Source organism: Fictibacillus sp. b24, from assembly GCF_030348825.1.
GTDB lineage: Bacteria > Bacillota > Bacilli > Bacillales > Fictibacillaceae > Fictibacillus.
Genome location: NZ_JAUCES010000005.1, coordinates 1,813,332 through 1,827,081, shown reverse-complemented (window position 1 = coordinate 1,827,081; position 13,750 = coordinate 1,813,332). Strand labels below are relative to the sequence as shown.

General features: G+C 40.2%; 12 protein-coding genes and 2 riboswitches. Of the genes, 1 reads left to right on the top strand and 11 read right to left on the bottom strand.

The window, feature by feature from the left end; genetic code table 11:
• Positions 1–96: 96 nt before the first annotated feature.
• The 11 genes from metH to QUF49_RS09410 form a co-directional block, all read right to left on the bottom strand.
• Complete coding sequence (gene metH, locus QUF49_RS09460; protein ID WP_289495416.1) at positions 97–3,549, bottom strand: methionine synthase; 3,453 nt, start codon at positions 3,547–3,549, stop codon at positions 97–99.
• The gene (locus tag QUF49_RS09455; protein ID WP_289495415.1) at positions 3,542–5,392 is read right to left on the bottom strand and encodes a bifunctional homocysteine S-methyltransferase/methylenetetrahydrofolate reductase; all 1,851 of its coding nucleotides are present in this window, start codon (positions 5,390–5,392) and stop codon (positions 3,542–3,544) included. The genes metH and QUF49_RS09455 overlap by 8 nt, the downstream gene beginning before the upstream one ends.
• Before the next feature lie 69 nt (positions 5,393–5,461).
• Positions 5,462–5,579, bottom strand: a riboswitch (SAM riboswitch).
• The gene (locus QUF49_RS09450; protein WP_289495414.1) at positions 5,580–6,218 is read right to left on the bottom strand and encodes a precorrin-2 dehydrogenase/sirohydrochlorin ferrochelatase family protein; all 639 of its coding nucleotides are present in this window, start codon (positions 6,216–6,218) and stop codon (positions 5,580–5,582) included.
• Positions 6,219–6,233: 15 nt separating this feature from the next.
• Positions 6,234–6,986, bottom strand: a complete 753-nt coding sequence (locus QUF49_RS09445) for a sirohydrochlorin chelatase (protein ID WP_289495413.1) — start codon at positions 6,984–6,986, stop codon at positions 6,234–6,236.
• A complete protein-coding gene (gene cobA, locus QUF49_RS09440; protein WP_289495412.1) occupies positions 6,987–7,772 on the bottom strand; it encodes a uroporphyrinogen-III C-methyltransferase in 786 nt (261 codons plus the stop codon). It lies immediately after the preceding gene.
• Between the two features lie 12 nt (positions 7,773–7,784).
• Complete coding sequence (locus tag QUF49_RS09435; RefSeq protein ID WP_289495411.1) at positions 7,785–8,006, bottom strand: DUF3906 family protein; 222 nt, start codon at positions 8,004–8,006, stop codon at positions 7,785–7,787.
• 15 nt (positions 8,007–8,021) lie between these two features.
• The gene (locus QUF49_RS09430) at positions 8,022–9,650 is read right to left on the bottom strand and encodes a nitrite/sulfite reductase (protein WP_289495410.1); all 1,629 of its coding nucleotides are present in this window, start codon (positions 9,648–9,650) and stop codon (positions 8,022–8,024) included.
• 25 nt (positions 9,651–9,675) lie between these two features.
• Positions 9,676–10,275 (bottom strand): adenylyl-sulfate kinase, encoded by a 600-nt coding sequence (gene cysC, locus QUF49_RS09425; RefSeq protein ID WP_289495409.1) that lies wholly within the window; start codon positions 10,273–10,275, stop codon positions 9,676–9,678.
• Positions 10,244–11,437, bottom strand: a complete 1,194-nt coding sequence (gene sat, locus QUF49_RS09420; RefSeq protein ID WP_289495408.1) for a sulfate adenylyltransferase — start codon at positions 11,435–11,437, stop codon at positions 10,244–10,246. The genes cysC and sat overlap by 32 nt, the downstream gene beginning before the upstream one ends.
• 25 nt (positions 11,438–11,462) lie before the next feature.
• The gene (locus tag QUF49_RS09415) at positions 11,463–12,170 is read right to left on the bottom strand and encodes a phosphoadenylyl-sulfate reductase (protein WP_289495407.1); all 708 of its coding nucleotides are present in this window, start codon (positions 12,168–12,170) and stop codon (positions 11,463–11,465) included.
• A 95-nt stretch (positions 12,171–12,265) separates the two neighbouring features.
• Positions 12,266–12,370: a DUF2292 domain-containing protein gene (locus QUF49_RS09410; protein WP_394603912.1), complete on the bottom strand. Its 105-nt coding sequence runs from the start codon at positions 12,368–12,370 to the stop codon at positions 12,266–12,268.
• Between the two features lie 126 nt (positions 12,371–12,496).
• A riboswitch (SAM riboswitch) is annotated at positions 12,497–12,601 on the bottom strand.
• Between the two features lie 212 nt (positions 12,602–12,813).
• Between QUF49_RS09410 and QUF49_RS09405 the strand changes: the two genes are divergently transcribed.
• The gene (locus tag QUF49_RS09405) at positions 12,814–13,710 is read left to right on the top strand and encodes a sulfite exporter TauE/SafE family protein (RefSeq protein WP_289495405.1); all 897 of its coding nucleotides are present in this window, start codon (positions 12,814–12,816) and stop codon (positions 13,708–13,710) included.
• Positions 13,711–13,750: the final 40 nt, after the last annotated feature.

Here is a 13,750-nt window from a genome sequence, read left to right as displayed (position 1 = left end):
ACAAATTATCTTAATTGTATGAAAATTTTAAAAACATTAGAAACATACCCTAAAATTCAAGGAAAAACAATAGCACCTTTTATCAGGTGCTATTGTTCAACTTAACACATTAAAATACCTTGCTTCAGGATGTGCAAATACAATGGCAGAAACGGAAGCTTCAGGTTCCATCATGCAGCCATCTGTTAAATGAATACCGATATCCTCAGGCTGGATGAGTTTGAATAGCTTTTGCTGATCTTCAAGTTCGGGACATGCCGGATACCCAAAGGAGAACCGCTGCCCTTGATAGCGTGCGGAAAACCGTTCTCTCATCGTAAAATCAACTGAATCTGGAAAACCCCAGCGATCTCGCATCTGTTGGTGAACCAATTCTGCAAAACCTTCTGCTGTTTCTAAAGCTAATGCTTGAAGTGCGTGGCTTTCAAGAAAACGGCCTTCCTGTTTAAGTTCTAAAGCTAGCTCCCGTATTCCGGTTCCAGCTGTTACTGAGAAGAAACCTACGTAATCCATTTCCCCGCTTTCTTTTGATTTTAAGTAATCCGCTATACAAAGATATGGTTCTTTGTTTTGTCTCGGAAAATCAAAAGTCTCAATAACTCTTTGATGATCAAAAGGATCATAAATGAGTACAGAATCCCCATCACTTTGCGCTGGAAAGAATTGATACATCGCTGAAGGAGTGATTAAATTCTTTTCCTTCGCCTCTATTAACAGTGCGTCTACAACTGATTTAATTTGAAGGGTTTTCTCATCTCTTTCTTGGAGCAATCGTGATATTTTCCCTTTAATACCTAAATGATGTCCTAATAGCATCTGTAAATTGATATATGGCTGAATGTGAGACAATGAGTAATTTCTTAGAATATGTCTTTTGGTATCGATCGGAACGAAAACTGGAGCAGTCTGAGATACTTTTGACCGGATCCTTACAGCTGTTGCAACAGAGGAAGAACCTTCATAACTTTCTGCATCAGACACGACTCTTTTTTTCCTTTCTTGAAGTTCGACAGCCAGTTTATCGTAATCTTCTGGTGTTTGAATTTGGTTTGCAATTGAAAGTCCTTCCATTGCATCCTTCGCGTAAAGTACCATTCCTTCGTATTCTTTAGATATCTTTGTATCAGTGAACTTCCTTGATAGTGCTGCACCTCCAACAAGTATAGGTGTTGATATATTCGCTTCACGCATGTCATTTGCTGTTAAGACCATCTGCTGAGCGGATTTTACTAGCAAACCAGAGAGTCCGATAATGTTTGGTTTTTCTTTTTTAACTGCTTCGATTAAAGTTTGTGATGTTACTTTAATGCCTAGATCGACTACCTTAAACCCATTGTTGCTTAATATGATGTCTACCAGGTTTTTGCCGATATCATGAACGTCTCCTTTAACGGTGGCGAGCAGTACTTTTCCTTTTGATGCAGACTCATCACTTGTTTCCATGTGAGGCTCTAAGTAAGCTACAGATGCTTTCATTACCTCTGCACTTTGAAGGACTTCTGCAACGATTAACTGATTCTCGTTAAATAGGCGTCCTACTTCTTTCATTCCATCCATCAACGGCCCATTAATGATGGCTAAAGGTGTTGGATATTTTTCTAAAGCCCATTCTAAATCAGAAAGTAATCCTTCTTTTGTTCCTTCTAAAATGTAATATTGAAGCCGTTCTTCTAAGCTCATATCCGGCAGTTTTGATTTGATTTCTTTCTTCTTTCCTCTATAAAAGTCAGTAAAAAGAGATAAAGCTTCTTCAGTTGTACGGAATAATAGATTTTCTGCCATCTCAATCTCGTTAGGGGCGATTGAAGCAAAACGCTCTAACTTTTCTGTATTTACAATGGCATAATCCAGTCCCGCTTGTGTGCAATGATAAAGGTATACGGCATTTAACACTTCACGCCCTACAGGAGGCAAGCCAAACGAGACATTGCTGACTCCTAGAATGGTTAAGCACTCTGGAAAATGTTTCTTAATGGAGCGTATGCCTTCAACAGTGGCATTCGCCGATCCGATATATTGCTCATCACCTGTTCCAACTGGGAAAACGAGTGGATCAAATAGGATGTCTGAAGGAGAAACGTTATATTTATCAACTAAAAGGTCATACGATCTCTTTGCGATTTCCAGTTTTCGCTGTGCAGATACACCCATGCCTGTTTCATCGATCGTTCCGACAACTACTGCCGCTCCATATTTATGAAGAAGCGGGATCACCTTTTCAAATCGTTCTTCACCGTCTTCTAAGTTAATGGAATTAATGATGGCTTTTCCTTGTGAATATTTTAGGGCGAGTTCTAATACGTCTTCATCCGTTGAATCGATGACAAAAGGAATCTTCACTTTCTTAACCGCTTCTTTCATAAACTCTTCCATATCACTTAACTCATCGCGGTCAGGGTCAGCTAAACAAACATCGAGTACATGAGCGCCCCCTTTTACTTGAGCTCTTGCAATTTCAGCAGCTTCTTCAAACTTCCCTTCAGCAATGAGACGTTTAAACTTCCGGGAACCGATCACATTTGTTCTTTCTCCAACCATGATCGGTCTTAACGTTGGATCATCATATATAAAAGGTTCGATTCCAGAAACCATATGTGTTTCGTTTACTTGCACCTGTCGCGGGGAATAGTTTTTCATTACTTTTGCAAGTGCTTCTATATGAGCTGGCGTCGTTCCACAGCAGCCGCCAACAATGTTCAGCCACCCTTTTTCCGCGAATCCAGATAGTTTAGCAGCAAGAGATTCTGGTGTTTCATGATAGTTTCCTTCTTCATCAGGAAGTCCGGCGTTAGGATAACAGCTTACTGCTGTTGAAGACAAATGAGATAAGGAACGGATGTGATCCTGCATGAATTCAGGACCTGTTGCACAGTTTAATCCCACTGCAATTGGTTTCATATGCTTTAACGATATATAAAAAGCTTCAATCGACTGACCCGCAAGCGTAGTTCCCATCGGCTCGATCGTTCCAGACACCATGAGGGGAATCTCTTTGCCTGTTTGTTTCATTGCTTTCTCTATCCCTAGATAGCCCGCTTTTACATTCAACATATCTTGGCTTGTTTCCAAAAGAAGCAGATCCGCACCGCCATCAATCAACCCTCTTGCTTGTTCAGCATATGATTCACGTAAAGCATCGAACGTAGTACCCCCTGTAACACTGAGCGTTTTTGTTGTTGGACCGAGTGAGCCCGCAACAAAACGCGGCCATTCCTTTGTTGAAACAGCATTAGCTGCTTTTCTGGCAATGGAAGCTCCAAGCTTATTGATCTCATAAGCTCGATGTCCCAGTTTGTATTCATCGAGCACAAGATTCGTTCCACCGAATGTATTGGTTTCGATAATGTCAGCACCTGATTCAAGGTATTTATGGTGAATGGACAGGATAACATCAGGTCTTGTTACATTTAAATACTCATTACAGCCGTCATATTCTTCACCGCCAAAATCTTCTGGTGTAAGTTTTGCTTCTTGAAGCATCGTTCCCATAGCTCCATCCATGACTAAAATCTTTAACTTCAGTTGCTGTTCGATTGATGACTTAGGCATTCTGTGACCTCCTGGCTAGTAGTGATGGATGGTTCTCTTTCGCATAATGTGCTAATTCCACAGTTAGTTCATAACGCATGAATGGAGTGATCAAGTAGATGCCGTTAAAGAGTTCCATAGCTGTGTCTAATAATGATTTTGCGATCAGCAAACCTTCTTTCTGGGCTTGAGTAGGATCATCTTTAAACTTGCTCATGCGATCCCTCACAGAGTCAGAAAGCTTTATTCCTGGTACTTCGTGATGTAAAAACTCTGCGTTTTGTGATGAAGTTAGCGGCATGATGCCAATATAGATTGGTTGATCGATGTGTTTTGTTGCTTCATACGTTTCAATAAGTCTTTGCTCAGAAAAAACAGGCTGACTTATAAAGTAATCTGCGCCATAAGCAATTTTCTTTTCTAAACGATCGACGGCTTTGTCAATGGACCGGATATTCGGGTTGAAAGCAGCTCCGACCGTAAAAGAAGTTTTCTCTCCCAGCTCTTTTCCAGAAAGAGATGAACCCTGATTAAACTGTTTTATAAGTTTTATAAGTTCAAAAGATGTAACATCATATACGGACGAAGCACCTGGGAAATCTCCGACGCTTGCAGGATCTCCAGTAACTGCAAGTATGTCATGAATTCCATGTGTGTGAAGTCCCATCAAGTGAGACTGAAGACCAATTAAATTTCTGTCGCGGCACGTAATATGAACGAGCGGGCGAAGGTTCAGTTGCTTTTGAACAATTGATCCTAATGCAGAGTTACATACACGAGGTGAAGCAAGTGAATTGTCAGCGAGGGTAAGTGCATCGATTCCCGCTTCTTTTAAGGCTTTTGCTCCTTCCATAAAACGCGATGTGTCTAACTTGCGCGGGGGATCTAATTCAACAATGATGGATTGCTTTTTTTTAACTTCTTCACTAAGTGGCACGTAGTTAGGTTTTGATGCTGACTGAATAACCAATTTTCTTTTTACTTGCCTTACTTCTTTTTCTGTTACAGCCTCTAAGTCTTTAAGTTCTTGAGAGAAGGCACGAATATGAGCAGGTGTTGTACCACAACAGCCACCTAATAGACGAACACCTTGCTGTCTAAACATATGGGCACACTCTTTAAAATAATCAGCGTCTCCTTCATATATAAAACGGCCATCTGTATACGAAGGGAGCGACGCATTCGGAAACGCTGAAAGGAACGCGGAATTTGGCAATGCTACTTCCTCTAGCGTCTTTAGCATGTGATATGGCCCTAGACGGCAGTTTAAACCAACAACATCAGCTCCAATGTTCTCTAATCGGTTCAACGCTTCCGAGATCGGCGTACGGTCTTGCAAAAATCCGACTTCCTGCAATGACACTTGAGTAATAATAGGTAGAGAAGTTTCTTTTCTAGCAATCTCTAAAACCGTTTCAAGCTCTTGCAGGTCATAATACGTTTCTAACTGTATGCCGTCTACATTCTCCATTAATAAACAATATAACTGCTCGCGGAAACTGCGCTTGATTTCATCTAGTGAGATGCTATTAGGTTTAATACCACGTATTCCACCGATCGTACCCACAACATATTCATTTTGAGCTGCGTTTCTAGCAATTGAAACAGCCGCTTTATTAATCTCTTTTACATGATCTTGAAGGCCATAACGTTCGAGCTTCGAATAGTTCGCTGCATACGTATTGGTTTGAATGATGTCAGCTCCTGCATCTAGATAAGCACGATGAATGTTATAAATCTGGTCTGCTTGAGATAGATTTAACTCCTCATAACAAAAGTCAGATCCATAGGAATACAGAAGCGTACCCATCGCACCATCACCAATCAGTATCTTGTTTTGTTCTAAGTCTGTGATTAAACTCATGATAGCCTCCTATATAAAAAAATAAAAAAGCCTTCTATTAAAGAAGACTTTTTCTTATGCGCCGGGGTCTTCTTATCTTTACAAGTCCATAAGTGAACTCGCAGGAATTAGCACCATTTCAGCTTTGAAAAAGCTGCTGGTTGCTGAGGTATCATAGGGCCGCTCCCTCAACCTCTCTTGATAAGGTCTATTCTTTTGTTGTTTTACTAGCTAGGTTTCGATCAACTTTGTTCATTAGTGCCTGTTTATAGACATTTTGTTTTTCTTTATCATATAAAAAGCGGGAATCAGTTAGCTCTCTTAATAATGATCTTCGGCAAGCTTGCGGAAATTCCCTTTTTATAATTGCTCTGCATTCAAATAAAAAATCTAAATACGTTTCATAGTCTTCACTGTACGTTTGCTGCAGCTCTTTTTTTATTGATTTAGAAAGAATGGGACTAGCTCCTGAAGTAGAAACAGAAAGTACAAGCTTTCCTCTTTTTACAACACTCGGAACAATAAAGTTTCCTAATTCCATATGATCAGCCACATTTACGAGCTGATTCGGCTTTGCATGAGAAGCAATCCAAGAGTTAGTTTCTTTAGAGTTGGTTGCCGCAATGATTAGGAATGCTTCTTCCAAATCTACACGTTTCACTTCTCTTTCAATCCAAGTCAGCTTTTGTTCAAAATGCCATTCCTGAATCTCGTTAACAGCTGCTAGACTGATTACAGTAATTATAGCTTCTTCATTTAATAAATCTTTAATTTTACGATAAGCTACCAAACCCCCGCCTGCTACAATAACAGTTTTACCAGACAAGTTTACATGGATGGGATACATAGCATTCCTCGCTTTTTAAGAAAATGCATATTTCTTAGTCTCAAGTGTTTCATTGATACGTGTGAGTAAAACTTCTTTTAGGATCGGATGGTAGCCGAGCGTCTCACAAAGAGTTACGGTTTGTTTAGATTGTTGCTGATAATGGCTTATCGTACGTTTCATCCCGTTTATTAGTAGCCCTGAAAATAGAAGATACGGCACAACGATGACTTGGTCGTATAACTCGCGACTATTCCATAGAGCTTCCTCAAAGCTTGGGAATGAACCAGTTAGAAAACAAGCTTGAATACTAGGAATTCCGTAATGGTTTTGAACGTTAAACGCGATCTTCTCTAAGTCCCGCTTTACATCTGGATCGGTGCTGCCTCTGCCTACAAGGAGAATATGTGTATTTTTCTTTAGATTGATCGCACTGTTCATAATTCTCTCCCACAATAAATGCGGAATGGCTTCATGTACACCGAAGGGCCGCCCGTAAATCACTTCTACTCCTGGATATTTATTCTGCAAGTGGTGAAGTTCTTTCGGAATATCCATTTTTATATGATTAGCACTTAATAAGAAAACAGGAATAACAGAGATACTCGTCGCACCTTTTTGTATACACGTTTCAAACCCTTGACCTATAGATGGTTCAGCAAGCTCTAAAAAACAGATCTCTTTTATTGAAACATCAACTTGTGCCATACAAAGTCTCACAAATTTTTCCGCTTCCATTCGTCCTTTTTTTAGTCTTGTGCCATGACAGATAAAGAGCAATGCCTTCATTTACAAAGCCTCTCTTACTGCAGCAAGGTTGCTCGGTTCTTCATGCAGCTGTTCAAACCATTTCAGTTCACTGCGAAGACGAACAACTTCACCGACAATAATCATGCTCGGATTCTCAATTTGTTCTTTAACCACGATTTCCTCAATCGTATCCAGTGTACCTGTAACGGTTCGTTGACTTTCTAAAGATCCCCATTGAACAAGGGCAACTGGTGTTTCTTTGCTTTTTCCGTGTTTCGTCAACTGCTTGCAAATATAACCTAGGCTGCCCACTCCCATATAGATCGCTAATGTATCAATACCGTTCGCTAGACTCTCCCATTTCAGTTCATCTTCTTCACCTTTTTTACGATGACCTGTAACGATCGCAAAGCTTGAAGCGATGTTTCGATGTGTAACAGGAATACCTGCATAAGCTGGTGCTGCAATGCCTGATGTTATTCCAGGAATCACCTCAAACGGAATACGACTTTTTGCAAGCGTTTCTGCTTCTTCTCCCCCTCTACCAAACACAAATGGGTCTCCGCCTTTTAGCCGCGTAACTACTTTTCCTTTCAAAGCATGTTTGACTAAAAAGCTATTAATCGTTTCTTGTTTCATAAAATGGTAGTTTGGCAGTTTACCACAATATATTAAATCGCAATCCGGTTTTGCATAAGAGAGCAGTTCTTTGTTTACTAAGCGATCATATAAAATAACGTCTGCTTCTTCTATACAACGAAGACCTTTTACAGTTATCAATCCCGGATCACCCGGTCCAGCTCCGACAAGATATACTTTTCCCATCATCATCACTCCTTAAGGATTTAATATCGTTTCACGTTCATAAAGCACGAACCCGTTGCCCGTACGAATTCTTTTCTTTTCATAAAGAGAGATCTCGTCAACATCAGGCTGTTTCAAAAAATATTTCTCAAGTTCTATGTCAACTAATTGAAAAGCCTGTTCATCTGTAGAAGCGGCTATCACAACAGGAATAATCGTTGATTTTGAAATCACTTCAAATCTGTAAAGATACATGGCGAGACCCCCATTTTATGAGACTTTTTCTTCTAATTCTTCAGCAATCTGGTCAATATTACTTTGAAGCTGTTGTATACCAACTCGGTCTATATATTCAAAAAAGGTTTCTGATGGAAGTTTCGCAGCTTTAAAAGTTTTAAGAAAGCGCAGCAACACTTCATCAAGCAAATCCGCATGAAACTTTCCTTTTAGCTTTTCGTTAAACTTTCCTCCATCATCAAGTGTGCCTCCAACATAAATCTCAAAGGCTTGAACCATCTTTTTCTCTTTTGTTTTTAACAGTACGCCTTGTAGGCCAATATCTGCGATCTGACGCTGACCGCATGAGTTAGGGCAGCCTACCATATGAATTCTAACGGGAACGTCCAAGGCTATTCTTTGATCGAGAACTTCTGCGATTCGGCGCATCCGCTCTTTCGTTTCAACGAGCGCTAAATTGCAATACTCGATTCCAGTACAAGAAACGGAATGCCCAATAAAAGATAAGGGCTGTGTGGTGATGCGTTTGAAAATACCCTCTTGTAAAAGCAACTCGACGTTTTCGTGTTTAACGTTGGGAATAATCAAGTTTTGAGAATTTACCGTTCGAATTTCACCGTTTCCGTATTTCTTTGCAATTTCAGCAAGCTCTAATACTTCATCAGCATGAAGTCGTCCAACAGGTACGTTAAAACCGATATAACTTAACCCTTCTTGCTTTTGTGGATGAACACCATAGAAGTAGCCTCCGTTCCACTTTTTAAGCGCATCTTTTCCTTTAGAGTGAAGGGGTCCAGTGTATTCTAATAGTTTTTCTTTAAATTTTTCCGGTCCCCAATCCGCCATCAAAAATTTAAGGCGCGCAAGGTGACGCTTTTCCCGATATCCGTAGTCACGGAAAATCGTAGTAATCGCGATAGAAACCTCTTTTACTTGATGCGGTTCAATAAACACATCAAGCGGCTGTGCTAAGAATGGTCTAGATGATAGACCGCCGCCGATTTTTATATGAAATCCTGGAATCTCTTTATCTTTAACCTCTTTATAAGCGGGCGTAAATGCCACACAGTTAATTTCAGCATGAGCACTATTGTTCACATTTGAACTAATGGACATTTTGTATTTTCTCGGCAAGTTAGAGAAATCTTCATTATGCTGAAAGAACTCGTATACTTCTTTTACGATCTCTGTTGTATCGAATAGTTCATATGGATCGATGCCTGCAATTGGATTTCCCATAATGTTTCGCGTAATGTCTCCACATGCTCCAGCGCTCGATAACCCAACCGCTTCCAACCGATTAAAAATGTCAGGAATCTGTTCAATCGTCAGCCAATGAAACTGGATAGCTTGTCGCGTCGTTATATCAAAGACAGACCTGCCATAATCTTTGCAAATATGGGCAAGAGCTTTAACTTGTTCATAGTTTAAAATTCCTGAGGGAACATTAACCCTCATCATAAAGTATCCGTCTTCTTTAGGACGCTGCAGATAAAGGCCAGCCCACTTGAAACTATCCCATTCTTCTTTCGGAATAGAAGAAAAGCCATTTTGTGCGTAATGAGGAATATCTTCAAATATTTTCAAGCCATCTTTTACGAGCTTTTTTTGTTCTGTTTTATTGATTTTCGGATTATCTGCCCACGCTTTTTCATATGCCATCGTTTTCGATCTCCTTTATCGTTAGTTAAATCAACTTCCTGTTTTTTAAATAGTTTAAGATGATTTCAACACTCTCAATAACACCTTGTTCGTTTGTATGAATGGTAAGAGCAGGTGATATCGGTTCTTCGTAAGGTGAATCAATTCCAGTAAAGTCACGGATTTCACCTTTTCGCGCTTTGCTGTATAATCCCTTTGGATCCCTTTTCTCACATTCTTCAATTGGACAAGCAATAAAGATTTCAACAAACTCTTCTTCTGAAACAATTTCCTTTGCCTTCTCTCGATCTTGTATGAATGGCGAGATAAATGCTGTCAGCACAACGGTTCCATTATCTACAAACAGCTTGGAAACTTCAGAGATTCTGCGAATGTTTTCCGTTCTGTCCTCATCGGAAAAGGATAGATCACGGTTTAAACCATTACGTATGTTGTCTCCATCGAGTACATAGTTACGGATGTCACGATCGTACAGTTCTTTTGCAAGTGCATTAGCAATGGTTGACTTTCCAGAACCAGAGAGTCCAGTAAACCAAAGAACAAAACTGGAATGATTATTTTGTTTTCTTCTATCTTCTTTTGTAATCGAGCTATCATGCCAGATGATATTGTGTGGTTTGTTCATTTGAATCTCCTTTTCGCTCTTTTTCTTCCTGTTCTCTTAGCCCTTTTATTAAGACTTCTACTACTTCTTTACGGCTAAAAGTGCTAGGCGGCAGTTCACCATTACGAAGCAGCTCTCGTACCTTTGTTCCAGATAGAATCACATGATCTTCACTTGAGTGAGGACACGTTTTGGAAGAGGCCATTGCTTCACATTTTTTGCAGAAAAAGCTGTGTTCAAAGAAAAGTGTTTGTATTCCAATCTCATCCTCTGTAAACTGTGAAAAGATTTCTTGTGCTTCGTATGTCCCGTAATAATTACCTACTCCTGCATGATCACGGCCAACTATAAAATGTGTGCAGCCATAATTTTTTCTAACGAGAGCGTGGAAAATCGCTTCACGAGGACCTGCATAGCGCATGGCGGCTGGAAACACAGCTAGGAAGACACGATCACTCGGATAATAGTTTTTCAAAAGAACATGGTAGCTTTCCATTCGAACATCGGCTGGTATATCATCAGACTTTGTTTCACCCACGAGCGGGTTTAAGAAGAGACCATCCACTGTTTCAAGCGCTGTTTTTTGGATATATTCATGTGCACGGTGAACGGGATTTCTCGTTTGAAAACCAACAACGGTTTTCCAACCCAAATCCCTAAAAGTCTTTCTCGTATCACTAGGATCGAGATGATAGGCTTTACATTCTTTCTTCTCAGGACGTTTAACAAGCGTGATGTCTCCGCCTATATACACAGAAGGACGATCCAGCAATTTCTTTACACCAGGGTGATCGTAATCCGTAGTTTTGTAGACTTTCTCTGCTTCTATTTGCTTAATGGGAGAATAGATATCTCCAACCAGCAGGACACCGTAAGTATCTCCTTCGTACGTTAATCGAACTTCTTCACCTGTGCTGAGTCCTTCAGCTGTTTCACGATTAACGGGTAACGTGATCGGAAGACTCCAAACCGTACCATCACTTAGCCTGATATCATGAACAACAGATTGATAGTCTTCTTGATTTAAAAATCCTGTTAACGGACTATATGCTCCTATAGCTATTAATTCAAGATCACTAAGTGCTGTCGCATCGAGAGTGATTTCTTTTTGTATGTGGTGATATGATGTGTCAGGCTGATAACGATTAATCAGTTTTCCCCCGTGGGGCAGTATTGTACTCATACGTTCTCTCCTCCAGATCATCTTTTTATTGGCTTTGATGAAGTCCGCATTCTAGCTTCTCAGTCCCTGACCATCGTCCAGAACGAAGGTCATCTGCGGTTTTTGCTGTCTGTGTACATGGCTCGCATCCTATACTCGGATAGCCGTTATCGTGAAGTTTGTTATACGGCAAATCATTTTTGTGTGCGTAACGCCAAATGTCTTTCCAAGTCCAATGAATGAGCGGGCAAATCTTAATACTTTTAAATCGTACATCCCGGTTAATGAATTGCGTGTTTTGCCGGGTAGGAGACTGTTCACGGCGCAGTCCAGAGAGCCAGGCAGTCACTCCGTTTAGCTCCTCTTCTAAAGGAATTACTTTTCTAATCGCGCAGCAGTGATTCGGATTAACTTTCCATAGCTCATCACCATGTTTGTTTGCTTGTTCTTCTAGTGAGAGAGCTGGGGACTTCAGTTTGATGCGAAGTGAAGGGTATCTTTTCTTAGCTGCCTCGATGACTTCATACGTTTCTTGAAAATGAAGGTGCGTATCTAGAAACACGATTTGTGCATCTGGCTTCACTTGATGAACAAGATCAACTAGGACGCTTCCTTCTATACCAAAACTGCAAGCATAAACCAGCTCCTCGTTGTATGTTTCATAAGCCCACTTCAAAACATTTAGTGCGCCTTTTGTAGAGTTTTCACTATCAAAATCTTGAGTTTTGTCCTCCCATGTCTCGTATGTTAGCAATGCCTTACCTCCTTTTTGCCATCAAAAAAGCGGCTTTAACGTTTTTAGGGCTGTGCCCATTCGTTAAAACCGCCTCTAGTTTTCTAGTCAGCGCATTATTTAATTCTTACCTTCTCGTTTTTTTCAAGCTGAATTACTTTTCCATCTTGCACGATCAAAGTAATGGATCCAAATTTGATATTGCTCAGCATTTTTTGCAGCTGAGGAAGAAAATCGTTTGCACTATTTTCGTTCGCCACTCCACTGCCTCCCTTTTTAAATCAAATATCTCTTACAAAAACAAAAAAACCTTCCCATTTCGGAAAGATAGTGGAGGTAAACGTATTACCTTATCTTCCAAAATGTAAAAACATTCTGCTGGAGTTAGCACCTTACGATCGCAGGTTGCCGGGTTTCATCGGGCCAGATCCCTTCACCACTCTTGATAAGAGTTTAATTTTTAAAAATCATATCACATCTGAAGGGGATATCAAGACCTATTTTTTAATTTTTCTTTTTTTACAAAATATTTAAACAAACAGTTGACATTTTGTCTTTTTGGAACATATAGTAATAACTAAAATTTCATCCGCATCGCTGATCGGAAAACCGAAGGCTCTTAACATCACTTGTTAAGGGCCTTTTTATTTTGAGGAGGAAAAGTATGAAAAAGTTAATCGTATTAGCTTTAATCGGACTTGCTGCACAGTTGATTGATGGTTCACTTGGAATGGCATATGGAGTAACTTCAACATCTTTGTTATTAGTAGCAGGGATTGCCCCTGCGGCTGCCTCGGCATCTGTCCATCTAGCAGAAGTCGTTACAACGGCAGCATCAGGAATTTCTCACATTAAGTTTGGAAATGTTGATCGCCAGGTTGTACTTCGTTTAATCCTGCCTGGTTCTATCGGTGCTTTTATAGGAGCATGTTTTTTAAGCAGCCTTCCTGGAGATGTAGTAAAGCCCTATATTTCAATCTTTCTTATTTTGCTGGGTGTCTATATTCTGTATCGTTTTCTTTTTAAGCTTGGTGAAAAACGAGCAGCCGCGAGTAAGCCTTTTACAAAAAAACAACTTCTGCCGCTTGGTTTGTTAGCAGGATTTTTAGATGCTACAGGCGGTGGCGGATGGGGTCCTGTCACAACTCCAGTCCTTATGGCAAAGCAGGATATGAAAACAAGAAAAGTGATTGGTTCTGTCGATACGAGTGAGTTCGCTGTAGCAGTGTCTGCTTCCATCGGTTTCTTTATTTCGCTAGGCTGGGAACAAGTCGAATGGCTTTGGGTAGGAGCCCTAATGGCTGGCGGAGTAATTGCAGCTCCAATTGCAGCTTGGCTTGTCCGCTTGATCCCTTCACATATCTTAGGCGTTCTAGTGGGAGGATTAATCATCATCACCAATATTCGAACACTCCTTCTTACAGTTGGACTGTCTTCCGATACTATGTTCTCAATCTACTTTGTTCTTGCTGCCTTTTGGGCTGTTGGGATTATCTATGCTGTAAAAAGCAATCCTGAAAATAAAAATCCGAAATTTTTAAAAAATTCTGTTGACTATTGATTATGAGCTATGTATTATAAATCTTAATTCAATATTCAAA

What these genes read in the sequence shown, in the direction of transcription:
- QUF49_RS09445 (WP_289495413.1), bottom strand. Translation starts at nt 6,986, where the DNA reads ATGAAGGCATTGCTCTTTATCTGTCATGGCACAAGACTAAAAAAAGGA.
- QUF49_RS09405 (WP_289495405.1), top strand. Translation starts at nt 12,814, where the DNA reads ATGAAAAAGTTAATCGTATTAGCTTTAATCGGACTTGCTGCACAGTTG.
- cobA (WP_289495412.1), bottom strand. Translation starts at nt 7,772, where the DNA reads ATGGGAAAAGTATATCTTGTCGGAGCTGGACCGGGTGATCCGGGATTG.
- sat (WP_289495408.1), bottom strand. Translation starts at nt 11,437, where the DNA reads ATGAGTACAATACTGCCCCACGGGGGAAAACTGATTAATCGTTATCAG.
- QUF49_RS09455 (WP_289495415.1), bottom strand. Translation starts at nt 5,392, where the DNA reads ATGAGTTTAATCACAGACTTAGAACAAAACAAGATACTGATTGGTGAT.
- QUF49_RS09430 (WP_289495410.1), bottom strand. Translation starts at nt 9,650, where the DNA reads ATGGCATATGAAAAAGCGTGGGCAGATAATCCGAAAATCAATAAAACA.
- cysC (WP_289495409.1), bottom strand. Translation starts at nt 10,275, where the DNA reads ATGAACAAACCACACAATATCATCTGGCATGATAGCTCGATTACAAAA.
- QUF49_RS09435 (WP_289495411.1), bottom strand. Translation starts at nt 8,006, where the DNA reads ATGTATCTTTACAGATTTGAAGTGATTTCAAAATCAACGATTATTCCT.
- metH (WP_289495416.1), bottom strand. Translation starts at nt 3,549, where the DNA reads ATGCCTAAGTCATCAATCGAACAGCAACTGAAGTTAAAGATTTTAGTC.
- QUF49_RS09450 (WP_289495414.1), bottom strand. Translation starts at nt 6,218, where the DNA reads ATGTATCCCATCCATGTAAACTTGTCTGGTAAAACTGTTATTGTAGCA.